The 25,119-nt window shown below is 68.6% G+C and carries 20 protein-coding genes; 8 read left to right on the top strand and 12 right to left on the bottom strand.

Annotation, left to right across the window (positions count from 1 at the left end):
- Positions 1 to 245: 245 nt before the first annotated feature.
- Entirely contained in the window at positions 246 to 518 is a 273-nt protein-coding gene (locus IG194_RS28115) for a hypothetical protein (protein ID WP_009620055.1), read from the top strand.
- Positions 519 to 612: 94 nt separating this feature from the next.
- Here the strand turns inward: IG194_RS28115 and IG194_RS28110 are convergent, their stop codons facing one another.
- A complete protein-coding gene (locus IG194_RS28110; protein WP_058489440.1) occupies positions 613 to 1,311 on the bottom strand; it encodes a B3/4 domain-containing protein in 699 nt (232 codons plus the stop codon).
- Between the two features lie 262 nt (positions 1,312 to 1,573).
- Here IG194_RS28110 and IG194_RS28105 point away from each other — a divergent pair, with 262 nt between their 5' ends.
- On the top strand, positions 1,574 to 2,458 hold the full coding sequence (locus IG194_RS28105) for a DMT family transporter (RefSeq protein ID WP_064987687.1): 885 nt from the start codon (positions 1,574 to 1,576) through the stop codon (positions 2,456 to 2,458).
- 357 nt (positions 2,459 to 2,815) lie between these two features.
- On the opposite strand, the gene IG194_RS28100 is transcribed toward IG194_RS28105, so the two are convergent.
- From IG194_RS28100 to IG194_RS28090, 3 genes are all read right to left on the bottom strand, one after another.
- A complete protein-coding gene (locus tag IG194_RS28100; RefSeq protein ID WP_009620051.1) occupies positions 2,816 to 4,144 on the bottom strand; it encodes an MFS transporter in 1,329 nt (442 codons plus the stop codon).
- Positions 4,145 to 4,222: 78 nt separating this feature from the next.
- Positions 4,223 to 5,302: a C45 family autoproteolytic acyltransferase/hydolase gene (locus tag IG194_RS28095; protein WP_058489438.1), complete on the bottom strand. Its 1,080-nt coding sequence runs from the start codon at positions 5,300 to 5,302 to the stop codon at positions 4,223 to 4,225.
- A gap of 57 nt (positions 5,303 to 5,359) precedes the next feature.
- On the bottom strand, positions 5,360 to 7,099 hold the full coding sequence (locus IG194_RS28090) for an amidohydrolase (protein WP_058489437.1): 1,740 nt from the start codon (positions 7,097 to 7,099) through the stop codon (positions 5,360 to 5,362).
- Between the two features lie 104 nt (positions 7,100 to 7,203).
- Here IG194_RS28090 and IG194_RS28085 point away from each other — a divergent pair, with 104 nt between their 5' ends.
- Entirely contained in the window at positions 7,204 to 8,118 is a 915-nt protein-coding gene (locus tag IG194_RS28085) for a LysR family transcriptional regulator (RefSeq protein ID WP_058489436.1), read from the top strand.
- Between the two features lie 392 nt (positions 8,119 to 8,510).
- Here IG194_RS28085 and IG194_RS28080 read toward each other — a convergent pair whose 3' ends face one another.
- On the bottom strand, positions 8,511 to 9,263 hold the full coding sequence (locus tag IG194_RS28080) for a substrate-binding periplasmic protein (protein WP_058489435.1): 753 nt from the start codon (positions 9,261 to 9,263) through the stop codon (positions 8,511 to 8,513).
- Positions 9,264 to 9,568: 305 nt separating this feature from the next.
- Positions 9,569 to 10,618 (bottom strand): LacI family DNA-binding transcriptional regulator, encoded by a 1,050-nt coding sequence (locus tag IG194_RS28075; protein WP_043300100.1) that lies wholly within the window; start codon positions 10,616 to 10,618, stop codon positions 9,569 to 9,571.
- A 216-nt stretch (positions 10,619 to 10,834) separates the two neighbouring features.
- On the opposite strand from IG194_RS28075, the gene IG194_RS28070 reads away from it, so the two are divergent.
- From IG194_RS28070 to IG194_RS28055, 4 genes are all read left to right on the top strand, one after another.
- Positions 10,835 to 13,081 (top strand): TonB-dependent receptor, encoded by a 2,247-nt coding sequence (locus IG194_RS28070; RefSeq protein ID WP_009620040.1) that lies wholly within the window; start codon positions 10,835 to 10,837, stop codon positions 13,079 to 13,081.
- Positions 13,082 to 13,174: 93 nt separating this feature from the next.
- A complete protein-coding gene (locus tag IG194_RS28065) occupies positions 13,175 to 14,503 on the top strand; it encodes an LLM class flavin-dependent oxidoreductase (RefSeq protein WP_058489434.1) in 1,329 nt (442 codons plus the stop codon).
- A 14-nt stretch (positions 14,504 to 14,517) separates the two neighbouring features.
- Positions 14,518 to 15,564 (top strand): L-glyceraldehyde 3-phosphate reductase, encoded by a 1,047-nt coding sequence (gene mgrA, locus IG194_RS28060; protein ID WP_058489433.1) that lies wholly within the window; start codon positions 14,518 to 14,520, stop codon positions 15,562 to 15,564.
- Positions 15,561 to 16,508, top strand: a complete 948-nt coding sequence (locus IG194_RS28055) for an aliphatic sulfonate ABC transporter substrate-binding protein (protein ID WP_058489432.1) — start codon at positions 15,561 to 15,563, stop codon at positions 16,506 to 16,508. The genes mgrA and IG194_RS28055 overlap by 4 nt, the downstream gene beginning before the upstream one ends.
- Before the next feature lie 6 nt (positions 16,509 to 16,514).
- Here IG194_RS28055 and IG194_RS28050 read toward each other — a convergent pair whose 3' ends face one another.
- The 6 genes from IG194_RS28050 to IG194_RS28025 form a co-directional block, all read right to left on the bottom strand.
- Positions 16,515 to 17,402 (bottom strand): alpha/beta fold hydrolase, encoded by an 888-nt coding sequence (locus IG194_RS28050; protein WP_058489431.1) that lies wholly within the window; start codon positions 17,400 to 17,402, stop codon positions 16,515 to 16,517.
- A gap of 448 nt (positions 17,403 to 17,850) precedes the next feature.
- On the bottom strand, positions 17,851 to 19,188 hold the full coding sequence (locus IG194_RS28045; RefSeq protein WP_058489430.1) for an MFS transporter: 1,338 nt from the start codon (positions 19,186 to 19,188) through the stop codon (positions 17,851 to 17,853).
- Between the two features lie 151 nt (positions 19,189 to 19,339).
- The gene (locus IG194_RS28040) at positions 19,340 to 20,530 is read right to left on the bottom strand and encodes a CaiB/BaiF CoA transferase family protein (RefSeq protein ID WP_058489429.1); all 1,191 of its coding nucleotides are present in this window, start codon (positions 20,528 to 20,530) and stop codon (positions 19,340 to 19,342) included.
- Positions 20,530 to 21,585 (bottom strand): hypothetical protein, encoded by a 1,056-nt coding sequence (locus IG194_RS28035; protein WP_058489428.1) that lies wholly within the window; start codon positions 21,583 to 21,585, stop codon positions 20,530 to 20,532. The genes IG194_RS28040 and IG194_RS28035 overlap by 1 nt, the downstream gene beginning before the upstream one ends.
- A gap of 21 nt (positions 21,586 to 21,606) precedes the next feature.
- Positions 21,607 to 22,242, bottom strand: a complete 636-nt coding sequence (locus IG194_RS28030) for a TetR/AcrR family transcriptional regulator (RefSeq protein ID WP_082996416.1) — start codon at positions 22,240 to 22,242, stop codon at positions 21,607 to 21,609.
- Between the two features lie 3 nt (positions 22,243 to 22,245).
- Entirely contained in the window at positions 22,246 to 23,421 is a 1,176-nt protein-coding gene (locus IG194_RS28025; protein WP_058489427.1) for an acyl-CoA dehydrogenase family protein, read from the bottom strand.
- Positions 23,422 to 23,891: 470 nt separating this feature from the next.
- Here IG194_RS28025 and IG194_RS28020 point away from each other — a divergent pair, with 470 nt between their 5' ends.
- Positions 23,892 to 25,097 carry an MFS transporter gene (locus IG194_RS28020; protein ID WP_058489426.1) on the top strand — a complete coding sequence of 402 codons (1,206 nt, stop codon included), beginning with the start codon at positions 23,892 to 23,894 and terminating at the stop codon, positions 25,095 to 25,097.
- The last annotated feature ends 22 nt before the right edge of the window (positions 25,098 to 25,119 follow it).

Below are 25,119 nucleotides of genomic sequence, written 5' to 3'. Positions count from 1 at the left end.
GGCGCTTTTTCTTGCCCGCTGCGTAGTGCAGTCATGGCGGATCGTGCGGGGCAGGCTTCGGCCTGGCCGGTTATATGCGCATCAACGGTGCCGGTACTGCGACCCCCGCACGATCCGCCGCCCCTCTTTCCGGGCTGGCGGTTTCTCCCTCCCAGAAGGAGCAACGGAAATGCACTGTCGCTTACATCTTGCTGTGTTCACCTTGCCGTCCCCCCTGCCCTGCGCCCTCGCCCTGGAGGTGTGCCATGGCTGATCCGAAACTGGTGCCACTGCACCATCAGTCCTTCGAGGATGTTCTGTTCGTGAATGCCGGCGCGCCCGCGGCGCATCTGTACGATGCCGCCGCGCGCCGCCTGGCGGCGCTGGAGGACCTGTTGCACGTGCTGGAATGCCACGATGGCGACGACGTGCTGGTGCAGGAAACCTCGCGGTTGGCTTCGGCGCTGGTGCCGCTGGCCGGCGAGGCGCGGCACCTGTACGAGCTGGCCCAGCAACGGGCCGAGCGTAGCGGCGGCTGATCGCGCCGCCTGGATGGCCGAAGGCCGGGGCCTGTGCTTCCTTGTGGAGGCGCGGGCTCCGGCCTTCGGCTTTGATGGGCAATGGGTAGCCGGGTCAGTTCGCTCCGGTGGCGCTCACCAGCCGCTGCTCCACCCGCACCCCCGGCATCATCTGCCGCAAGCCCTCGGCCAGGCGCTCGCCGGCTTCGTGCAGGGCCTCCAGCGGCATGGCCGGCAGGCTTTCGAGGATGAACCACATCTGCCGGGCCTCGGCGTCCAGGCGCGTGCGCACGCCCTGGCGCCAGTTCCAGCGGCGGCAGGTGGCGCCCAGGTCGTCGCGCCAGATGACTTCGTCGGGCAGCGGCGGGTCGTTGGCCGGCTGGCCTTCCTTGAAGGTGTCGAACGGCTCGCTGCCGTCGGCGATGGCCAGCCGCGGCGTGCCGACGTAGGCGGCCAGGTTCTCGCCGCCCACCGGCAGCGCGTACCGGATGCTGATGGCGTTGTAGAGGTCCACCAGCGGGTCGATGCTCGGCAGGCTGCCGTCGCGCAGCACGCGCTTGCGCAGGGCTTCCACCGAGCAGGGGGTGCGCTGGGGCTTGGCGCCGAAGCCACGGAACACCTCGGCCCAGGCGGCGATATGCGCCTCGGCCCAGGCCGGGCCGCCGTCGAGCAGCACCCGGCAGGCGTGCTCCACGGCCTGGCCGGCCACCTCCGGGTGCAGGATGGGCGCGGCCTCGACCGTCAGGCTCAGGGCGCGGAAGCCGGGGGCCAGGCGGACGACCTCAGGGTCGATCAGGGGCAGTACGGGTTGCATCGGGGCATCTCTCTATCGGCGGTCGAAGGGGCTGGCGCGGGCTATTTCTAGCACCGCGGCGGGGCGCACTCCAGATCGATCCCGATGATTTAAGCGAATGCGTGATCAGTTTTCCTAATACACGCCGGCTGGCATCGCTGCGGCATGCAGACAGCCAGAAGCGACAGCCCCCTTCCCGCCGAGCTGGCCGTTCGGACAAGATAGGCACGCCCCACCGGGGCGCTTTCGCGCGTGTCCCCTTCCCTTTTTCTGCCGGTGCCCCATGCAACCTCGCGATCTCGTCGCCTACCTGTATCTCGCTGTGGCCTGGGGCCTGTCGTTCCTGGTGCTGCTCAAGGCGATAGCCGGCTTCGGCTGGGTGGGCGCGGTGAGCTTCCGCGCGCTGATCGCCAGCCTCACCCTGCTGGCGGCGGCGCGGCTGAGCGGGCGGGTGCTGGACTTCCGCGGCCTGTGGCGGCCGCTGTGCGTGGTGGGCGCCACCACGGTGGCCGGCCAGTTGATCGGCATGACCTTCGCCACGCCGCTGATCGGCACCGCCATGGCGGCGATCTTCGTGGCGGCCATCCCGCTGTTCTCCATGGTCATCGGCCGCCTCTGGGGGCTGGAGCGCATCACCCTGGCCGGGGCCTTCGGGCTGGCCCTGGGGCTGCTGGGCATGCTCCTGCTGGTGGGCTTCCCGGCGGTGCCGGTGACGCCTTCCTTCATGCTCGGCTGCGCGGCCTCGATCTTCGGCGGCGTGTGCGCGGCCTTCGGCAGCAACTACGCGGCGCTGCGCCTGCGCACGGCGGGCCCCTGGGAGGTGACCTGCGGCGCCTTCCTGGTGGGCGGTCTGCTGACCCTGCCGCTGCTGTACTGGGTGCCGCCACCGGGCGTGCCCTCGGCGCTGGACGTGCTCTACCTGCTGCTATGCGGCTGCATGATGAGCGCCTTCAACTACGTGGTGTACTTCCACCTGGTCGCCCGCATCGGCGCTACCCGCACCATCAGCGTGGAGTTCGTGGTGACGGTGGTGGCGGTGCTGGTGGGGGCGCTGTGGCTGCACGAGCCGCTGTCGCTGGTGCAGGGGCTGGGGGCGCTGATCATTCTGGCGGGGTGTGCGTTGGTGTTGGGGTTGGTGCCTGGGGTGCGGCGGCGGGGGGTGGTTTGAGGTTTGGGTTTTGGGTTTTGGGTTTTGGGTTTTGGGCTTTGGGCTTTTGTAGGAGCGAGCTTGCTCGCGAACGGTATTTCCCGTCGGCGGTGGTGCTTTGGGTTGACTCCGTCCCCTCTCCCCAGCCCTCTCCCTGAAGGGAGAGGGGGCTTGTCCGTGCCGAGAGAAGGAATGGTTTCAGTCGGTAATCACTGTGCTAGCCGACTAACGCCGAACTATCAGCATCTGCCCAACGGTCCCCTCTCCCTTCAGGGAGAGGGTTAGGGAGAGGGCGCTCTTCAGGGCCCACACCATGCCCAATTCGAAGCCCTGTTCGCGAGCAAGCTCGCTCCTACAAAAAAGAAAAAGCTCCCCGCCTCAGGACAAACTACGCACCCCCTCCCCCGTCGATGCCACGCCCCTGTCCACCTCTTCCATCTCCAGATACGCCGTCTCGCGCATCACGAACGAACAAACCGCCACCAGCGCCATCGCCGCCGCGCCATACAGCGCCACGTAGACCGGCTGGTGACCACTGGCGATAAGGATCGCAGTAGCCGCGCTGGAGGCAGTCCCACCACCCAGTGCAGCCCCCAGCTGGTAGCTGGCGGAAATACCGGAGTAGCGCATCCGCCGCGGGAACTGTTCGGCGAGGAACGCCGGGATCGGGCCCTGGGTCGCGCCCATGAAGAAGCCCACGGCCAGGTAGGCCAGCAGCGCCAGCGCCAGGTGGTGGGTGCCCAGCAGCGGGAAGAAGGCGAACAGCCCCAGGGCCATGATGGCCGCGCCGAAGATCATCACCGTGCGGCGGCCGTAGCGGTCGGACAGGTGGCCGAAGAACGGCGCCGAGACGACGATGGCGATGGACAGCGCGAAGTCGAACAGCAACGCCTGGCTGCTGCTGTAGCCGATGTCGGTGGCGTAGGCGAGGAAGAAGGTGCTGATGTAGGCCACGGTGATGTAGCCGAAGGCGATGCCGGTGCACAGCAGCAGCTCGCGCGGGTGCTGGCGCAGGGCTTCGAGCAACGGCATGCGCGCCTTGGGCTGGGCCTTGGCCGGTTGCGCCGGCGCCGGGTTCTGCAGGCGCGCGTAGAGGCCGACCAGCACCAGCACGCCGCCGAGCCAGAACGGGATGCGCCAGGCGATGCCGCCCAGGTCGTCGTCGAAGGCCAGGCTGACCAGGGCGAACACCGCGGAGCCGAAGATGCCGCCGATGCCGATGCCCATGCTCGTGAAGCTGCCCCACAGGCCGCGGCGGCCGCGGGGCGCCACCTCGATGCCGAACAGCGCGGCGCCGCCCCACTCCCCGCCCGCGGCGAAGCCCTGCACCAGGCGCAGGCCCACCAGCAGGATGGGCGCGGCGATGCCGAGGCTGGCGTAGTCCGGCAGGAAGCCGATCAGCAGGGTGCTCATGCCCATCAGCAGCAGCGTGGCGACCAGCGCCTTCTGCCGCCCGTAGCGGTCGCCCAGGTGGCCGAACACCACACCGCCCAGGGGCCGGGCGAAGAAGCCGGCGCCGAAGGCGGCGAAGGCCACCAGCACCGCGGTGAGGCGGTCCATGCCGGGGAAGAACAGCTTGGGGAAGACCAGGGCGGCGGCGTAGCCGTAGATGACGAAGTCGTAGAACTCCAGCGCGGTGCCCATGCCGGAGACGCAGAAGGTTTTGAACGCCGAGCGCGAGCCGGGCGTGGGGGTGTGGTCGATCATGGTGGTCTGCTCTTGTTCTTGTGGCAGCAGTGTTCCGCGCGGCGGCCGGGTGGCCGCCGCGGGGGTGGGTCGTTCAGCTCAGAAGCGCTGGAAGCCGTCGCGGGCCAGCGCCTTCGGGTTGCCGGCGTGGTACTCCAGGTTGCAGCCGACGCTGTCCAGGCCGATGGTCAGCAGGGTTTCCCAGCGCTCGGTGTCCGGCTGCGACAGGTCCGGGTGGAAGCACACCACCGCCTGCTCGCCGGCCTCGCCGCAGAAGGCTTCGGCGCGCTGCGCCAGGCCCTCGCGGGCCATGCCCGGGGCCATGGCCGCCAGGTGGTCGAAGCGCGCGTAGGTGGTGGAGACGTCGGCGGTGCGCTCGCCGCGGGCCTGCTGCGGGTCGACGAAGTGGTTGGTGTGCAGCACCCAGCCGTCGGCGCGCGGCGGCACCACGGCGGTGGCCGCCGGGCTCATCTCGATGCTGGCGGCGCGCAGTTCGGCGTCGTCGCGGCTGAAGCAGGTCAGCACGGTGGAGGCGCTGACGCGGGCCGAGCCCACCAGCTCGATGGCCTCGGCCACGCTGGTGGCCTCTTCCAGCACTCGGCGGGCGATGGCGTGCACCGGCACCCCGGCTTCGCCGTTGTCGCCGGCGTGGTGGAGGATGTTGAAGTGCATGCCCAGGCCGGCGCTGTTGACGCCGATCTTGCCGAGCATGCCGAACTCGGTGAACAGCTTGACCGTCAAGCCGCTGCCGGCGGCCAGCTGCAGCAGCAGGCCGTGGGGCACCAGGCTGTCGTGCCAGTCCCAGGTCTGGATGCTCAGCGGCGCGGCGGCGCCATGGGGCGCGTAGACCGCGGTGGAGCACTCGCCTTCCAGCGGTTGCGCCGGCATCACCGCGAGGATTTCGGTGCGCGCGTTCAGCGCCGCCAGTTGCCACAGCGGCAGTTGCACGCCGGCGGCCAGGCCCTCGACCTCACGGGCCAGGGCCGGGCACCAGGCGTCCAGCGCGGCCAGGCTGGCCTCGCCGATGCCGCGCACCTGCTCGGCGGGCACGCCCACGCGGGGGAAGAAGTCGAGGTACAGCGCCACGGTGCGCCGAATCTGTTCCGCCCACCGCTCTCCAATCTGCCGCCCGCGCTCGAACGGCTCGCGGGTTTCGCTCACGAAGGAATGGATGATCACTGCAAGGCTCCTTTGTCGATTTGGAAAAACAGTGGGCGGGCTTCCCCGCCCGGCTGATCAGCGCTGGGCTGTCAGCGGCCGGCTGTAGACTTCGCGGCCGGCGAACCAGGTGGTCAGCACCTGGGTGTCACGCAGGGCTTCGGGTTCCGCGGTGAAGACATCGCGGTCCAGCACCACCATGTCGGCCTGCTTGCCGGGCTTGAGCGAACCGATGCTGTCTTCCAGGCGGAGCATGCGCGCGGCGTTGAGGGTGTAGGCCTGGAACATGACCTGGCGGTCGATGGCTTCGTCGGCGTTGAGCACGCCCTTCGGGCCCTTGCGCGTCACCGCCTGGTAGATGGCCTTCCACGGGTCGGGCGTGGTGATCGGCCAGTCGCTGGCCCCGGCTATCGTGGCGCCGTGCTTGAGCAGGGAATGGGCCGGGTAGGTGTACATGAAGACCATGGCGTCCACGTAGGGTTTGACGAGGTCGATGCTCGATTCATCCGCACTGGCCCAGTAAAGCTGCATGGAGGCGATCACGTCCAACTGCCTGAAGCGCTCGAAGTCCTTGGGGTTGACCATCTGCAGGTGGGTGATGGAGTGCGGGATGCCGCTGTGGCGGTCGCGGCGCGCCTGGGCCATGCCGTTGAGCGACTCGTGGATGGCGCGGTCGCCGATGGCGTGCACGTGCACCAGCCAGCCGCGGGCGTCGGCGGCGCTGACCAGCTCGCCGAAGTGCTTGGGGTCGATCAGCAGTTCGCCGAACTTGTGCGAGTTCTTGTAGGGCTCGAGCATGGCCGCGCTCTGCGCCGGCACCTCGGCCACGCCGTCGGCGAAAATCTTGATGCCCGGCAGCGTCAGGTTGGGCACGCCGAGGAACTGCTGGCGCACCTTGTCCAGCTCGTCGAGGTCCTTCGGGGTGGCCTTGGCGTCGGCCATCAGCAGCGCGGCGACGTGGGCGGAGAGGTCGCCCTTCTCGGCCAGGGCCTTGTAGATCGGCAGCACGCCGGTGGAGGCGTTGGTGATGTCGGCGCCGGGGATTTCGTTGGCCAGCGGGTCCATCCAGGCGGTGATGCCCAGGCTGTTGTAGTAGCGCAGCGCGGCGTAGGCGCCGCGGGTCAGCTCCTCGGTGCTGGGTAGCGGCAGCAGCGCCTGCAGCGGGTAGAGCCCGGCGTCGACCAGGAAGCCGTTGGGGGTGCCGTCGGCGTGGACGCCGAGGGTGGCTTTCTCCTCGCCCTTGAGCGTTGCGACTTTCGCCGCGTCCACCTTGGCGAGTTTCAGCATGGCCTGGTTGGCCCAGCCGGTGTGCAGGTCCCAGCCGACGAAGAGGATCGGCACCTGGGCCCATTCGCCCTGGTTGAAGGTCTTCTCCAGCGCCGGGATGTCGCCCCAGTAGGTGGACGGCAGGCCGCCGACGCTGAGGAATTCGCCGCGCTTCGCCTTGCCGTTGTCGCGCCATTCGCGCAGCTTTTTCTCGAGCTCGAACACCGGCAGCAGTTCGCCGTCGAGGTTGGCCTGGAGCATCTGCAGGCCGCCCTTCACGGTGTGGCTGTGGGAGTCGATGAAGCCGGGCATCAGCACCTTGCCCTGCAGGTCGACGACGCGGGTGCCGGCGGCCTTCAGGCGCAGCACCTGCTCGTCGCTGCCCACCGCCAGGACCTTGCCGTTCTCGATGGCCACCGCCTGCTGCAGGCCCTGGCCGGGCTCGGCGGTGTAGACCTTGCCGCCGTGGAGGATGAGGTCAGCGGCGGCCATACTTTCCGCTGAGGAAAAAACACAGGCCATGGACACCAGCGCCGGAATCAGTATTTTCATGGGTTAGCCCAGGTTCTTGTTGTGTGAACGCAGGTTAACCAAAGCCTGGCACGGCTTTAATGCCGATTTTTTGCACAACTTCTGTGCCTGACAGGAATAGATAAATGGACAAGATGACCGCCCTGACCATGTTCGTCGCCACCGCCGACCACGGCGGCTTCAGCCGCGCCGCCGAACACCTGGGCAAGACGCCCTCGGCGGTGACCAAGGGCGTGGCGCAGCTGGAGGCGGAACTCGGCGCGCGGCTGTTCGAGCGCACCACCCGGCGCATGGCGCTGACCGAGGCCGGGCAGATCTACCTGGAGGGCGCGCGCCAGGCGCTGCTGCACCTGCAGGCGGCCGGCGCGGAAGTGGAGCAGTTGCAGAAGGACCTGCGCGGCACCCTGCGCATCGCCGCCCCGCCCTCCTTCGCCCCGGCCTTCCTCAACCAGGTGTGCTGCGCCTTCCTCGAGGATTACCCGCAGGTGCGCCTGGAGGTGGACCTGCAGGACGAGTTCGCCGACCTGGTGGAAGGCGGCTACGACCTGGCCCTGCGCGACGGCCCCGTCGACCTGCCCGGGGTGATCGCCCAGCCGCTGCTGGAGAACCACCTGCTGCTGTGCGCCAGCCCCGCATACTTGGCGCGCAAGGGCATGGACGTGACCCTGGAGAACTACACCGAGCACGACTGGCTGATCTTCCGCCACCCCATGCTCAACCGGAACTTCTGGTGGGTGAACCGCGACGGCGAGCGCATCCGCCTGAAGCAGCCGGTGCCGCGCCTGGCCAGCGACAACTACGACTTCCTGCTCGCCTGCCTGCTGGCCGGCCGCGGCGTGCAGTTCCTGCCGCAATGGAGCGCCCTGCCATACCTGGCCCGCGGCGAATTGGTGGAGCAGTTGCCGGACTGCTGGCGCGACCAGAGCGCCTTCGGCGCCACCATCCACGTGCTGTTCCTGCCGCACCGGCGCAACACGCGCAAGGTGCGGGTATTCATCGAGGCCCTGAAGGCGCACCTGCGGGCGCAGGGGTTGGGCTGAGGCTCGGCGCATGACGCTGTTGTAGCGGGCCCTGCCCGCGAATCGCGCGCAGGGCGCGCTCCTACAGGGGAATGGTGTGGGTGGAGCAGCGTAGGAGCGGATCTTATCCGCGAACCGCGCCGATGGTTCCGGCTATCGCGGACAAGGTCCGCTCCTACGGGGGGAGGACTACCGTGCCTGACCTGTAGGAGCGGGCCCTGCCCGCGAAATCGCGCGCAGGGCGCGCTCCTACAGGGGAATGGTGTGGGTGGGGCAGCGTAGGAGCGGATCTTATCCGCGAACCGCGCCGATACCTCCGGCTATCGCGGACAAGGTCCGCTACGGGGGGAGGACTACCGTGCCTGACCTGTAGGAGCGGGCCCTGCCCGCGAAATCGCGCGCAGGGCGCGCTCCTACAGGGGGCTCAGGTAACGCTGCAGGATCGACTGGTACTCCCCGCCCTCGACCAACTCGCGCATCGCCCGAGCATAGCGCTTGACGAACGCCGGCGTGGTGGTGCGTTTGCTGAAGGCGACTTCCGCGGCGTCGCTAGAAACCACCACGGCGGTGGGGCCGATGCGTTCGTTCAGGCCCAGTTGCTCCAGCTCGTAGAGGCCGCTGTTCTCGTCCGCGATGATGCCGTCGAGGCGGCCCTTGTCGATCATGTGCCAGAGGTTGCCGCGGCTGGGATTGAAGAACACCCGGCTGGCGAAGTCATGGTTGGCGAGCAGCTGCTGGTAGGACTCGCCGTAGCTCACGCCGACCTGCGCGCCCAGACGAAACGAGGTGCCCAGCAGGTCGAGCAATCCATGCAAACCGTCCCGGGCCGGGTCGCCCTTGCGCATGAACAGGATGTTCCGCGAGGGCTGCAGGATGATCCCGGAGAAGTAGGCGTAGACCTCCCGCTCCGGCCGGCGGAAGGCGCCCGGCAATACGTCGAGGCGGCCCTGCTCCAGCTCCTTCAGCGCCCGCGCCCAGGGCAGCTTGACCAGCGTCACCTGGCAGCCCAGGCGCTCCAGGGTGAGCCGGTTGATGTCGACGTTGATGCCGCCGATCTCGCCATTGGGCAGGAGCATGCTGAAGGGCGGGTCGTCGTCCCAGCGCAGGGTCTTGCCGCAGGCCGGCGCCAGGGTCGGCAGCAGCGCGAGGAAGAGCGTCAGGGCCAAGGTCGGGAGTGCACGCGCGAGCGGCGAGGTTCTTGTTACGGCACTGGGCAAGGTCACGACTCGTAGCGATCGGAGCGTAGGACGAGTCTAGAGGCTCGACGGAGCGTCGGCTAGGCAGGCGTATGGCCTTTCCTTCAGCCAATATGACCGGTCCCCTGTTCGCACCAGCCACGGCGATGGGTATCGCTTCGCTCAACCCATCCCACGAGGCTGTTCGCACCGGCCGCGCCGAAGTGCTTTTCGTAGGATGGGTTGAGCCTTGGCGAAACCCATGCGGCCACGGCAATGGGCATCGCCTCGCTGCCTCAGCAGCTCTCCCGCTCCACCACCCGGCACTGCAGCAGGTTCAGGCGCTCCACCGCCCCTTCCGCCGGCTGCGCGCCGATGGCCTGCAGCACCCGCTGCGCGGCGATCTCGCCGATTTCCCGGGCCGGCGGCTTGAGGGTGGTGAGGCTGGGCAGCAGCATGGGCGCGAAGGGGTAGTCGCCGAAGCCGAGCACCGCGCAGTCCTGCGGGATGCGCAGGCCGGCGCGCTGCCCGGCGAGCAGGCCGCCGGCGGCGAGGTTGTCGTTGGCGAAGACGATGGCGTCCGGGCGCTCGCGCCGCGCCATCAGCGCTTCCATCGCCTGCTTGCCGGCCTCGAAGGGGGCGCTGGCGGTGGGCACGAACATCCAGGGTTGCAGGCCCAGGGCGCGCAGAGTGTCGGCGTAGCCGTCGCGGCGGTCCAGGGCGCTGTAGTCGCCCGGCGCGCTGTTCTGCACGAAGGCGATGCGCCGGTAGCCCTTGCCGTGCAGGTAGCGCGCGGCGTCCACGCCCACCTGGTAGTGGGAGAAGCCCACCTGGATGGGCCGGCGCGCCGGCTGGTAGTCCCACATTTCCAATAGCGGGACATCGGCGTCTTCCAGCAGCTTCTCGCAGGTTGGGGTGTGGAAGTGGCTGGTCAGCACCAGGGCCGCCGGGTTCCAGCCGAGGAAGGCGCGCACGGCGCTCTCTTCCTTCTCGCCGTCGAAGTAGCTGGAGGCCAGCAACAGCTGGTAGCCGGCCGCGGCCAGGACGTCGCTGAAGGCCTGGATGGTGTCGGCGAAGATCGGCCCGGAGATGTTCGGTACCACCATGCCGACGATGCGCCCGCGCGCCGAGGCCAGCCCGCCAGCCACCTGGTTGGGCACGTAGCCCAGCGCCGCCACCGCCTCGCCGATGCGCTCGCGCAGCTCCTCGGAAAGGCTCGCCGGCTGGTTGAAGTAGCGCGACACGCTGATGGCCGACACTCCAGCGCGCTCAGCCACGGCGGTGAGGGTGACGCGGCCGGCGCCGCGGCGCTTGCGGGGACTGTCCAGTGACGATCTCCATTTCAGGAATATAAAAGTAATTTTTCAGTATTTGACGCTCTAAAGCGTGATCCGGATACTCGCTGATGTTAGCGCTAACAAACAAGCTTTGCCGCTGACAAAAAGCCTTCTTCATCCATCGGCCACTCGCACGAGCGAGCGCTCGTGAAGTTTTCCGCGAACAGGCGCCGCAGCGGCCCGCACAAGAGGCTGGCGGCGGACCAGGGCAATCCAGGAGTGGCCATGACTCAGCAGTACCGGGCGAACGCCCACGATCAATTCCCCCGGCTCAGCGCCTTGGCGCTGGCCATCGCCACGCTGGTGGGCGGCGTGCAGCTGCCGGCGCAGGCCGCCGATGGCGAGCAGCCCAAGGCCGAGGAAGCGGCCCCCACCCTCAATGCCGTGACCGTCACCGCGACGCGCCGCGAGGAATCGCTGCAGAAGGTGCCGGTGGCGGTCAGCGTGATCAGCGGCGAGCAGCTGCAGCGCGACAACCGCAACAACGTCTCGACCCTCGTCAGCGAAGTGCCGACGCTGAACTACCGCGCCGGCGCCTCGAACAAGGACACCTCGCTGTTCGTCCGCGGCGTGGGCACCATCAGCACCTCGCCGGGCGTCGAGCCGAGCGTTTCCACCGTGGTCGACGGCGTGGTCTACGGCCGCCCCGGCATGGCCACCCTGGACCTGCTCGACCTGGAGCGCATCGAGGTGCTGCGCGGCCCGCAGGGCACGCTGTTCGGCAAGAATGCCTCGGCCGGCGTGCTCAACATCGTCACCCGGGCGGTGCCGGACGAAACCAGCGGCTTCGTCGACTACTCGCACTTCGGCGGCGGCAACGAGAACCGCACCAGCTTCGGCATCGGCGGCACCCTCGTGCCGGGCAAGCTCAAGGCCAGCGTCACTGCCCTGCTGGGCAGCTACGAGGGCAACGTGGAGAACGTTTACAACGGCCACGAGGTCAACGGCTACAACCGCAAGGGCGCGCGCGCCAAGTTCGAGCTGACGCCCAGCGACGATCTGAAGGTGACGCTGATCGCCGACTACATGCAGGCCAACGACGACAGCCCCAGCGGCGTCGTCACCGACACCAGCAGCGCGGCCTTCGCCAATGCCCTGCGCCCGGTGGTGGCCGACAGCGACAACCGCAAGATCAACGCCGACTACCGCACCCATGTCGACGACACCAACAAGGGCCTGTCGGCCCAGTTGGACTGGAGCCTGGGCGACTACACCCTGACCTCGATCAGCGCCTGGCGCGGCTGGGACAACACCCAGTACCAGGACGGCGACCGCCTGTCCCAGGTCAGCGCGGCCTTCCCCAGCTCCCACGACAAGGGCGAGCTGGACTACGACCAGTACTCCCAGGAAATCCGCCTGGCCTCGCCCAAGGGCCGGTTCGCCGAGTACGTCACCGGTCTGTATTACATGCACGCCAAGGACGACGAGACCTACCGCCGCACCCTGACCACCACCGGCTCGGTCGACACCGGCGTGGCCGGCTACGGCACCACCAGCGACAGCTACTCGGCCTTCGGCGAGGCGACGCTGAACTTCACCCCGGCCTTCCGTGGCATCGCCGGCCTGCGCTACACCCACGACGAGCTGGAATACGACCACCGCCGGGTGTCCACCTCGGCCACCGCGGTCACCGGCATCCAGCCGTCCACCCGCAGCTCCGGCTCCACCGACGAAGACGGCTGGTCCGGGCGTTTAGGTGTGCAGTACGACCTGAGCGAGAACCTCACCAGCTACCTGACCTACTCGCGCGGCTACAAGGGCCCGGCCTACAACGTGTTCTTCAACATGCAGCCGCGCGACACCGAGGCGCTCAAGCCGGAAACCTCCAACTCCTGGGAGCTGGGCCTGAAGGCCACCGCCCTGGACAAGCGCCTGAGCGCCAACTTCGCGGTGTTCCACACCGAGTACGACAACTACCAGGCGAACTTCTACGACACCGTGGCCAACCAGGTGGTGACGCGCCTGATCAACGCCGGTTCGGTGAAGACCGAAGGCGCCGAGGCCGACCTGGCCTGGCAGGCCACCCGCCAGTTGAAGCTGTCCGGCTCGGTGGCGTACACCCACGCGCGCATCGACGAGTTCAGCTGCCCGCCGGGCGCCGCCGCCAGCTGCAACGTCAACGGCAAGCCGCTGCCCTTCTCGCCGGATTGGAAGAGCTACGTGCGCGCCGACTACGACATCCCGCTGGACAACGGCCTGGATGTGGAGCTGGGCACCGACTACAGCTGGCAGGACAAGGTGCAGTACGACCTGAGCCAGAACCCGGACACCATCCAGGGCGCCTACGGCATCTGGAATGCCAGCGTGGCCCTGGCCGACTACAACGCCGGCTGGCGCGTGGCCTTCCTGGCCAAGAACCTCACCGACAAGTCCTATTCGCCACTGCTGGCCAGCGGCGGGAGCTACGTCTACCGCCTGGTGCCGCGCGACGACGGCCGTTATTTCGGCTTCGAGCTGCGCAAGGACTTCTGAGCCGCGGAACCTGCGCCCCGCCCTCGCCGGCGGGACGCCAACCAAGAAACCGTCCCGCCCGGCGTGCGCCACCCTTCCGCAGAGGACACCAGCATGACCGCAAGTAACCGCACCCTTTCCCTCGGCGCCTTCCTCATGGCCACCGGGCACCACGTCGCCGCCTGGCGCCACCCGGACGTACCGGCCGACGCCGGGCTGAGCTTCCAGCAGTACAAGCGCCTGGCGCAGATCGCCGAGGCGGCGAAGTTCGATACCCTGTTCGTCGCCGACAGCGTGGCCGCCCCCAGCGCGCCCATCGCCAGCCGCATGGCCCGTTCCGATCACTTCGAACCGCTCACCCTGCTCAGCGCGCTGGCCGCGGTGACCGAGCGCATCGGCCTGATCGCCACCGTCACCACCAGCTACAACGAGCCCTACCACGTGGCGCGCAAGTTCGCCTCGCTGGACCACCTCTCCGGCGGGCGCGCCGGCTGGAACCTGGTGACCTCGGACAACGCCGCCGAGGCGCTGAACTTCAATCGCAGCGAGCACCTCGGCCACGCCGAGCGCTATGCCCGCGCCCGCGAGTTCCACGACGTGGTGAGCGGCCTGTGGGACAGCTGGGAGGACGACGCCTTCCTGCGCGACAAGGCCAGCGGCCAATACTACGACCCGGCCAAACTGCACCAGCTCGACCACCAGGGCGAACACTTCCAGGTGCGCGGCCCGCTGAACGTGGCGCGCTCGCCCCAGGGCCGCCCGGTGGTGGTCCAGGCCGGCTCCTCGGAAACCGGCCGCGAGCTGGCCGCGCAGACCGCCGAGGTGGTGTTCACCGCGCAGACCTCGCTGGCCGCCGCCCGCGACTTCTACGCCGACCTCAAGGGCCGCATGGCGCGCCATGGCCGCCGCCCGGACGAACTGAAGGTGATGCCCGGCGTATACGTGGTGGTCGCCGACAGCGAAGCCGAGGCCCAGGAAAAGCAGGAAGCCTTCCAGGAACTGGTGGAGCCGCAAGTGGGTGTCGCCCTGCTCTCGCGCATGCTCGGCAACTTCGACCTGTCCGCCTACCCGCTGGACGGCCCGCTGCCGGAACTGCCGCTGACCGACAGCGGCCAGCGCAGCCGCCAGCTGCTGCTCACCGAACTGGCCGGCAAGGAGAACCTCAGCCTCGCCCAGCTCGGCCGGCGCATCGCCGGCGGGCGCGGCCACTACAGCCTGGTCGGCACCCCGCAACGCATCGCCGACGAGCTGCAGGCCTGGTTCGAACAGGGCGCCGCCGATGGCTTCAATGTGCTGGTGCCGCACCTGCCCGGCGGCCTGGAAGACGTCGCCAACCTGCTGGTGCCGGAGCTGCAGCGGCGCGGGCTGTTCCGTCGCGACTACGCCGGCAGCACCCTGCGCGACCACCTGGGCCTGGCGCGCCCGGCCAACCGATTTGCCTGAACACGGAGTCCCCCATGACCTACCTCGCCGCCCCCGAGCGCTACCAGCGCCTCCCCTACCGCCGCGTCGGCCGCAGCGGCCTGGTGCTGCCGGCCCTGTCCCTGGGCCTGTGGCACAACTTCGGCGATGCCACGCCGCTGGACACCCAGCGCGCGCTGCTGCGCACCGCCTTCGACCTGGGCATCAACCACTTCGACCTGGCCAACAACTACGGCCCACCCTACGGCAGCGCCGAGATCAACTTCGGCCGCCTGCTGCGCGAGGACTTCGCCGCCTACCGCGACGAGCTGATCATCTCCACCAAGGCCGGCTGGGACATGTGGCCCGGCCCCTACGGCCAGGGCGGCAGCTCGCGCAAGTACCTGCTGGCCAGCCTGGACCAGAGCCTGCAACGCCTGGGCCTGGACTACGTGGACATCTTCTACTCGCACCGCTTCGACCCGCACACGCCGCTGGAGGAAACCGCCGGCGCCCTGGCCAGCGCCGTGCAGCAGGGCAAGGCGCTGTACGTGGGCATCTCCAGCTACTCCGCAGGCAAGACCCGCGAGCTGGCGGCGCTGCTGCGCGACTGGAAGGTGCCGTTGCTGATCAACCAGCCGGCCTACAACCTGTTCAACCGCTGGGTGGAAAAGGACCTGCTGGCCACCACCGACGAACTCGGCGCCGGCGTCATCGCCTTCACCCCGCTGGCCCAGGGCCTGCTCACCGGCAAGTACCTGAACGGCGTGCCCGAGGACGCGCGGATCAACCGCCCCGGCGGCGCTTCGCTGCGCCCCGAGCACCTGTCCGAGGACAACCTGCGCCGCGCCCGCGCGCTCGACGAGATAGCCGCGCGCCGCGGCCAGAGCCTGGCCCAGCTGGCCCTGGCCTGGACCCTGCGCGATCCGCGGGTGACCTCGGCGCTGATCGGCGCCAGCCACCCGCAGCAGTTGCACGAGAACGTCGCCGCCCTGGACAACCTGGCCTTGAGCGCCGAGGAACTGGCGGAAATCGACCGCCACGCCGTGGAAGGCGGGATCAACCTCTGGGAAAAACCCTCCACCGACTGGCAGGACGCATGACCAAGCACCTGAAGGGCCGCCTGGCGGCCCTGCTCACCCTATTCGCACTGGCCGGCGGCGCCTGGGCCGACGCCCCCGCGCAACTGCGCATCGGCTACCAGAAGGCCTCCACCAGCCAGGTGCTGGCCAAGGAGCACAGGCTGCTGGAGCAGCGCTTCGCGCACACCCGAATCGACTGGGTCGAGTTCCCCGCCGGCCCGCAGATGCTGGAGGCGCTGAACGTGGGTGCCATCGACCTGGGTGGCAGCGGCGACATCCCGCCGATCTTCGCCCAGGCCGCCGGCGCCGACCTGCTCTACGTGGGCACCGAGCCGGCCAAGCCGCAGGCGGAAACGATCATCGTGCCGCGAGACAGCCCGATCCATGACCTGGCCGGGCTGAAAGGCAGGCGCGTGGCCTTCCAGAAAGGCTCCAGCTCGCACAACACCCTGCTGCGCGCGCTGCAGAAGGCCGGCCTGGGCATCGGCAACATCCAGCCGCTGTACCTGACCCCGGCCGACGCCCGCGCCGCCTTCGAAAGCGGCCAGGTGGATGCCTGGGCCATCTGGGACCCGTGGTATTCGCAACTGGAACTGGAAGGCCGCGCGCGGCTGCTGGCCAACGGCGAGGGCCTGGACCTGTCCGGCCCCTTCTACCTGGCCTCGCGCGCCTTTGCCGAGCGCAACGGCGAGTTCCTGCGCCAGGTGCTGGACACCTTCACCCAGGCCGAAGCCCTGACGCGCAGCGACAAGGCCGGCAGCGTGGCGATCATGGCCCGCGTCACCGGCCTGTCGCCCCAGGTGATCGAACTCACCTTCAGCCACCGCCCGCCGGCCTCGCCGATCCGACCGCTGAACGACGCCGACGTCGCCGCCCAGCAACGCACCGCCGACCTGTTCTACGCCAACCGCATACTGCCGCGCGCAGTGAGCATCGCCCCGGCGGTCTGGCGGCCGGGGCCGTGAGCGGCGTCAGCCACGGGCATCCGCCACGCCGAGCAGCCGCGCGATCTCCTCGGCCACCAGCGCCGGTTCGCTGAGGATCAGCCCGTGGCCCGAGCGCTCGGCCAGTACGTGGCGGCCCCGGGGCGACTGCCGGGCGCGGTAGGCATGGGCGGCGTTGGCCGCCGCGCGGATGCGCTCGCTCATGCCGAAGTCCGCCAGGGCGCCGGAGATGACTGTCAGTGGGATATCCGGTAGCACCGGCGGTTGGTTGCGATAGGTTTCCAGCGCCGCCACCAGGCCGGCCAGCTCGGCGCCGCGGGTGTGCATCACCGGCATGCTGAAGCCTTCCCGGCGCAGGTCGGCGAGCACGTCCTCGGGCAGTACGGCGATGGCCTTGCGGTAGCAGCGCTCCAGCAAGCCGCAGCGGGCCAGCAGCCAGCTGGCCGCGTGGGCGAACTTCTCCAGGCGGCGGAAGGCCGGGGTGAAGATCAGTTCGCAGGCTTCGTCGGAGACGTCCGCCAGCACCAGGCCGGCGATGCGCTCCGGCCGCGCGGCGGTGGCGGCGCGCACCAGGGGGCCGCCGCCGCTGTGCGCCACCAGCACGAAGGGGCCGGGGCCGAGGTGGTCGAGCAGGTCGTTGAGGTCGTCGGCCATCCGCTGCATGCTGCGCGGCTGGGCGTCCGCCGGGCTGCGGCCGAGGCCGCTGCGGTCGTAGACCACGGCGCGGGTCCACTGGGCCACCAAAGGCTGGACCAGCCCCCAGAAGGAACGGCTGGCGGCCAGGCCGCTCTCGAACACCACGGTGGGCGCCTGCCCATCTGCCGGGCCTGGGAGGGCCTGGTAGAACAGCTCGCGGCCGTCGCGGGTTGGTGCCAGGCCGGGGGTGCCCTGGGTGGGTGCGGGGGCTGGGGGCATGGGGTGTCCTGGTGGGGTGTGGCGATTGGTGGCGAATGATAATCATTATTTGTAGATTGGCGATATGTTGTTGCCTTGGTGTGTCTGGTTGCCTTGGTGTGTCTGGTCGACTCTGCTCCCTCTCCCCAGCCCTCGGCTGCGCGCCCCGCCCTGAAGGGAGAGGGGGCTTTGTCCGTGCCGAGAGAAGGAATGGCTTCAGCCGGCAACTCAGTACAAGCCGGCTAACGCTGAATATCAGCGCACTCCGAACGGTCCCCTCTCCCTTCAGGGAGAGGGTTAGGGAGAGGGAAAGGGAAAGGCGCCAAACCAAAACACCGAAGCCACCGGTGAACACAACGCCCCGTAGGATGGCGTTGAGCGAAGCAATACCCATCACCGCCACCGCATGGGTATCGCAAGCTCAACCCATCCTACGAAAAGCACCTCGGCCCCATCGGTGGAAAGCCCCCTACTTCGCCTTGTTCTCCCGCAACATGCGCCTGGGAATCCCCAGCAGTATGGTCAGGCCCCCCGCGATCAACACCAGCGCAACCGTATACATCCCCCACGACAGGCTCCCCGTCGCCCCACGCACCCAGCCGATGACGATGGGCGCGGTCAGCCCGCCCACCTGCCCCAGGCTGCTGATCAGCGCAATGCCTCCGGCCGCCGCCGTACCGGACAGGAAGGCGGTGGGAATGGTCCAGAACAACGCCGTCACCGAGAGATAGCCGACGCACATGATCGACAGCAGGACGATCGACAGCGTCCAGTTCGACGGCAGGTAGCCGATGGCGGCGACGGCGCCGGCCACCACCAGGATGCAGGCCATGAAGTGCCAGCGGCGCTCCACCACCCGGTCGGAGTTCCAGCAGACGATGAGCATGCCGACCGCACCGACCAGCCAGGGCAGCGCGGAGAGCAGGCCGATGTACCAGACGTTGGTCACGCCCGACTGCTTGATCAGCGTGGGGGCCCAGAAGTTCAGCACCGAGCCGGCCCAGGGAATGACGAAGTAGCCGAAGGCGGCGATGTAGACCCAGGGGTTCCGCAGCGCCGCGGAGAAGTCGTGGCCCTTCTCGACGGCGGCCTTGGCGCTGGCGTCCTCGGCCAGGTGCGCCTGGACGATGGCCTTTTCCGCCGGGCTGAGCCACTTCGCCTGCTCCGGCTTGTCGGCCAGGTAGAAGTAGGCGATCACGCCGGCGACGATGGACGGCGAGCCTTCGAGCAGGAACAGCCACTGCCAGGCCTTCAGCCCGTACACGCCGCCCATGTTGTGCATGATCCAGCCGGAGACGATGCCGCCGATGGTGCCGGCCGCGGCGATGCCGAGGATGAACCTGGAGGTGACGCGGGCGCGGCGCCCGGACGGGTACCAATACGTCAGGTAGAGAATCACCCCGGGCAGGAAGCCCGCCTCGGCGCAGCCCAGCGCTATGCGCGCGACGTAGAACTGCATGGGGGTCTGCACGAACATCATGCAGGTGGAGATCAGCCCCCAGAGGATCATGATCCGGGAGATGGTGACCCGCGCGCCGAATCGCTGCAGGCACAGGTTGCTCGGCACTTCGAAGAGGATGTAGCCGACAAAGAACAGGCCCACGCCGAAGCCGTAGGCGGCTTCGCTGAGACCGATGTCGGCGCTGAACTCCAGGTGGGCGAAGCTGATGTTCACCCGGTCGATGAAGCCGAGCACGTAGCAGATGAACAGGAAAGGCAGGATTCTCAGGTTGAGTTTCCGATAGGTCGCGTCGACGTCCGACGGGTTCAGATCGGCCAGCGTTATTGCGGGGGTTGCTGATTGCATCGTTGTTCTCCACCCGTTGGCTGCCTGCGCAAAGCATGCAAAAGCCCTTGCCCGCTCTTCGCAGAGGGACAGCCGCTATTCGATTGATCGTGCTGGTGAGTGCGGGGTCAGCCTCGCGGCCGGCCCAGGCGCGAAAGGCGCGCGGGCAGCCTCAAGGCTCCCGTTCGGCGCCGAATACGCCGCGCTCGGCGAGCGCCTTTATCTGCGCACTGGAAAAGCCATACGCCATGAGCACTTCGTCGCGGTGCTCGTCGAGCCGCGGTGGCCGCCTGCGCAAGGCGCCCGGCGTGCGCGCCAGCTTCACCGGGATGCCCGGGCCGCTGTAGCCCTCTTCGTCCATGACCATCTGGCGATGCAGCGTATGCGGCGCCTGCGCCACTGTCCCGACGTCGAGGATGGCCGCCGCCGGCACGCCCTTGCGCAGCAGCTCCTCGCCGAACGCCTCGCCGCGGACCTGCCTGAACAGTCTTTTCAGCTCGACTTCGAGCGCGGCCCGGTTCTCGACGCGCAGCCCGTTGCTGGCGTACCGCGCATCGTCCGCCAGGCCGGGCGCCCCCAGCAGCTGGGCGAGCAGGCGGAACTGCCGGTTGTTCGCCACGGCGACGAATATCGGCGCGCCCGCCGTCTCGAACAGGTCGTAGGGCACGATGTTCGGATGGCCATTGCCGACCGGCTTCGGCGGCACCTTCGAGGCCAGAAAGTTCGCCAGGTACGGGTGCGCCATGCTCACCCCGCTGTCGTACAGGGCGACGTCGGCCATCTGCCCACGGCCGCTGCCGTTGCGCTCGTGCAGCGCCAGCAGGGCCGCGAGCGCCGCGTTCATGCCGGTGCACATGTCGACGATGGGCGAGCCCAGCCGGACCGGCAGCCGCCCGGGTTCGCCATTGATGCTCATCAGGCCGGAAAGCGCCTGGACCACGGCGTCGTATCCGGGCAGTTCGCCGAGCGGGCCGTCGTCGCCGAAGCCGGTGATGCGGCAATGCACCAGCCGGGGCAGGCGCCGGGTGATCTCCAGCGGCGATTCGATGCCCCAGGCGCGCAGGGTGCTCGCCTTGAAGTTCTCGATGAGCACGTCGGCGCTTTCCAGCAGCCTCCAGAACACTTCGCGGCCGGCCTCGGAGCCCATGTCCAGGGTGATCGCCCGCTTGTTGCGGTTCACCGCGTTGAAGTAGGCCGCGCTGCCCTCCACGAACGGCGGGCCGAAGCCCCGGCACTCGTCGCCCTCGGGGCCTTCCACCTTGACCACGTCGGCGCCGTGGTCCGCCAGTATCTGCGCGGCGAAGGGCCCGGCGAGCACCCGCGAGGCGTCGATGACGCGCAGTCCTTCCAGTGCGCCGGCCATCACACAGCTCCCCCGACGTGCCAGGCGAAGCGGCCGTTGGCCAGGTCCTTGTGGGTGACGCTCAGCGCCAGCCGGTGGTTGTGCGCATCGGCGGCGCCTTCCAGCAGGCCGTTCCAGATGTCGAAGACCGCCGGGTGCAGGGCCTGGGCCTGGCCGAACAGCGTCCAGCCGCGCTGGGTTATGACGTAGCCGTCGGAGCTTTCCTGCACCGTAACCTCGTCGCCCTGGGCCCGGGCCAGCCTGGCCAGGAAGTCGACGAAGGCGTGCAGCGACTTGTCCTGCGCCACGCCCAGGCGCGCTGCGGTTTCGTGGTAGCACTGCATGGCGACCTGGCGCGCCGAGAGGCGCAGCACGTTCACCGCCTCGCAGGGGCCGAAGAGGTCGACGGCGGTGGGCAGGGTCGAGCGTACGTATTCCATCGCATAGTTGCGACTGGCCTTCTCGATGCGCGCCTGCGGCCAATCACTGGAGGACAGCGTGGGCGCGGCGGCCGCGTCGAAGTCCGGGGCGTCTTCGTGGCGGGCGAAGCGCAGCCGCTCGTGGGGCGCCAGGGGTTCGTCGTATTCGTAGTAGTAGCCTTCGAGGCCGGACTGGCCGTCGGCGGTCTGCTTGGTGCAGACGAAGCCCAGGCGCGGGTTGCCCAGGGTGACGCCGTTCTGCGCATGCCAGCCGCGCAGCATGGCCGCGGAAACCTCCGAGGGGATGCCGCACAGCGCGGTGCCCGACCAGATCCAGCGCGGCGGCGTGTAGCGAACCCAGGCCTTGCGGTCGCTCTCGTACATGTACTCGACGCAGACGCCGCCGATGTTGTTCGACAGGTAGTGATATTGCGCGGCGGCCACCGCGGGCGGGAGCTTGTCGATGCCCAGTTTCGCCAGGCCCTGGAGGAACCGTTCCGAGCGTTGCCGGCAGAACACCTGGTAAACCAGTTCCGCCGCGCGGGATGTGCCTTGCCGGGTCACAGAGGAAAGTACCATCCCGGTGAAGAACGAGTGGTACCAGTGCGCTACCGCATGCCATGCCTCGCTGGTTTCTTTATCGACTACCGTATTCATCTCTACTACCTTCTAGTTGTTTTAGGTTTGCCTGAGACCATCTACGACGTAATCCGCAATATCTTCTGCAACTTTCAGCCGCTGCATATCCGTTTCGCCCGGTTGCCGGCGATACCACATGGTCGTCCAGTTCAATGCCCCCAACAGCGGCTTGACCAACAGGTGCGAATCGACGGACTTGAATATGCCGGCGACGATTCCCTCCTCTATCACTTCGCAAAACAACGCTTCGTATTCGTCGCGCATGACGATGAGCCGCTGCATCTCGGCGCGCTGGGCATCGGTCAGGCTGCCGGTGAGGTGCATCTCGACGCCTTGCACGGTCACCCGCTGGTAGGACGTGTATTCCATCATCAGCCGGGTATGCTCGACCGCCATCCGCCGCAGCCGCTGGTCCGCGCCCAGGGCTACGTCCGCGGCAATCGGCGCAACGCTTTCCAGGTTCATTTCCATGGCCCGCCGGTGCACGGCGGCGAACAGGTCCCCCTTGCTCCGGTAGTAGTAATAGACACTGCCCTTGGTAGCCTGTATCTGGTCCGCCACGTAATCGATCGAAGTTGCTTCATAACCAACTCTGGAAAACGCCTCTGCCGCGGCATCCAATATCGCCGACTGGCGCAGCGGCATGTTTTCGTAACGGACGGATTTATTGGCCACACTTCATTCCTTCTTGTTCGGGTTTGCACACAACGAATGTTTTACCTGGCGCGCCAGGACCACCCGCTGGATCTCCGAAGTGCCTTCGTAGATTTCGGTGATCCGCTGGTCGCGATAATAACGTTCCATCGCACTGGGCTTTACGTAGCCCCGGCCACCCAGAATCTGTAGGGCATCGTCCACAATGCGGTGGGAAGATTCGCTGGAGAACAGCTTGGCCATCGCCCCCAGCCCGGTTATGTCGTCGCCGCGGTCGTATGCGCGGGCGGCTTCGTAGGTCAGCATGCGGGCCGCGGACAGCGAGGTAACGGAGTCGGCCAGTTTGAAGCCGACGCCCTGGTGGTCGATGATCGGGCGCCCGAAGGTGCTGCGTTCCACCGCATGGGCCGCTGCCTCCTCGAATGCCGCCAGGGCAATGCCGTTGGCCTGGGCGGCGATGACCACGCGCCCCACGCCGAGGGTGGCCAGCGCCAGGCCCAGGCCCTTGCCGGCCTCGCCGACGATGGCGTCGTCCTCGACGTAGGTGTCCAGCTTCAGGTTGGTGGTGGTGGTGCCGCGGATGCCCAGCTTGTCTTCGTAGTGGTCGATCACCACGCCCTCGGCGTCCCGGGCCACGACGAAGGCGCTGATGGCCTTCCTCCCGGCGTTCTCGCCGGTGGCGGCGAAGACGATGAAGTGCCGGGAGTGGCCGCCGTTGCCCAGCCAGCATTTCTCGCCGCGTATCCGCCAGCCCTTGCCCGAGCGGGTGGCGGTGGTCTGCAGGGCGGCGGGGTCGGAACCGGCGCCACGCTCGCTGAGCGCGAAGTTCACCGCGGCCCCGGTTTCGGCGAGCCCGCCCAGCAGCCGGCGCTTCTGTGCGTCGCTGCCGCCGAGCAGCACGGGGAACGCGCCGAGGGACAAGGCCGCCATGATCGCGGCGGTGGAAGCGCAGCCGCGCGCCAGCTCCTCGACCACGGCCACCAGCGCGCACAGCGACGCACCTTCGCCGCCATGTTCGCGGGGCACGAACATGCCGCTCAGGCGGTTTTCCAGCAGCACGGGCAGGTGTTCCAGCGGGTAGCGCTGGTCGCGGTCGATCTCGGCGGCCAGCGGGCGGAAATGCCGCTCGCCGAGCAGCCGGGCGATCTCCTGCCAGCGGCGCTCGTCGGCGGTCAGCGGTGGGCTCCAGATGATGCTCATGGGAATACTACCGAGTAGGTTTTTGGAAAGTGACGACGCATCCCGGGCAGGCCGGAATCCCGTCTTGCGATCAACATACTACTCAGTATCCAAATCCGTCATCGCCCCGCCGGCAGCCCGCCCCCGCTGCCCGCCAGGCAAGATGCCACCCCTCTCCAGCCCCCTTCCGCCGACGCTTCCCGACCCAACCTCCGTCCCGCAAAGCAGCGCCAACCCTGACGTAGGATGGGTGGAGCGAAGCGATACCCATCACCCTGATAGCCATGCCTACCAGGAACACTCCTACAGATAGAGATACCGCTTTACCCAACCCAAACGACCAGCGCCCTACCCGTCTATTCCGAGCCTTCCGTCCACCCCGGCGGAACCTTCTGCTATCCTGTGCGTCCTTTCGCTGTCGGTCACTGCCTTGACCGTGCTCCCCGTGACAGCCGCGCTCCGGCGCACCGCATAAGACCAAAGGACCCCTGATGACTACCTCCGCAACCGAACCGCGCAGCCGCGGTGCGGCCCTGGTGCTATTCGCCCTCGCCGTGGGCGGCTTCGCCATCGGCACCACCGAGTTCGCCACCATGAGCCTGCTGCCGCTCTTCGCCCCGGCCCTGGGCATCGATGCGCCCACCGCCGGCCATGTGATCAGCGCCTACGCCCTGGGCGTGGTGGTGGGCGCGCCGCTGCTGGCGGTGCTCGGCGCGCGCCTGCCGCGGCGCACCCTGCTGGTGCTGCTGATGGGGCTGTTCGCCATCGGCAACGGCCTCAGCGCGCTGGCGCCGACCTACCACTGGATGCTGCTGTTCCGCTTCATCAGCGGCCTGCCCCACGGCGCCTATTTCGGCATCGCCGCGCTGGTGGCCGCCTCGCTGGTGCCGCCGCACCGGCGCACGGTGGCGGTCGGGCGGATGTTCCTCGGCCTGACCGTGGCCACCATCGTCGGCGTGCCCCTGGCCAACTGGCTGGGCCAGGCCCTGGGCTGGCGCTGGAGCTTCGCGCTGGTCGCCGCCCTGGGCGTGACCACCATGCTCTGCGTGCGCCTGCTGGCGCCGTACTCGCCGCCGGAGGCCGGCGCCAGCCCGCTGCGCGAGCTGGGCGCGCTGAAGCGCGGCCAGGTGTGGCTGACCCTGGGCATCGGCGCCATCGGCTTCGGCGGCCTGTTCGCGGTGTACACCTACCTGGCCGACATCCTCGGCGCGGTCACCCACGTCTCCCCCGCCGTGGTGCCGCTGGTGCTGGCGGTGTTCGGCGTCGGCATGACCCTCGGCAACATGTTCATCCCGGTGCTCGCCGACCGCGCGCTGATGCCCACCGCCGGCGGCCTGCTGGTGTGGAGCGCGGTGGTGCTGGCGATCTTCCCGTTCACCGCCGGCGACATCTGGAGCATCGCGGTCTGCGTGTTCTTCGTCGGCTTCGGCGGCGCCCTGGGCACGGTGCTGCAGACGCGCCTGATGGACGTGGCCGAGGACGCCCAGGGCCTGGCCGCGGCGCTGAACCACTCGGCCTTCAACTTCGCCAATGCCCTGGGCCCGTTCCTCGGCGGCCTGGCCCTGGCCGCCGGCTACGGCTGGACCTCGCCGGGCTGGGTGGGCAGCCTGCTGGCCATCGGCGGCTTCGTGCTCTGGTCGATCTCCCTGGCCGCCAGCCGCCGCCAGGAAAGGGCCGCCCTGCAGGGCGACTGCTGAGAAAGCGCCGCGCTGCCGTCCG

Origin of the sequence: Pseudomonas sp. ADPe (genome assembly GCF_014843515.1) — a bacterium.
Lineage (GTDB): Bacteria > Pseudomonadota > Gammaproteobacteria > Pseudomonadales > Pseudomonadaceae > Pseudomonas > Pseudomonas citronellolis.
Note: the sequence above shows the minus strand (reverse complement) of the source record. Positions and strands in the feature narration are given on the sequence as shown.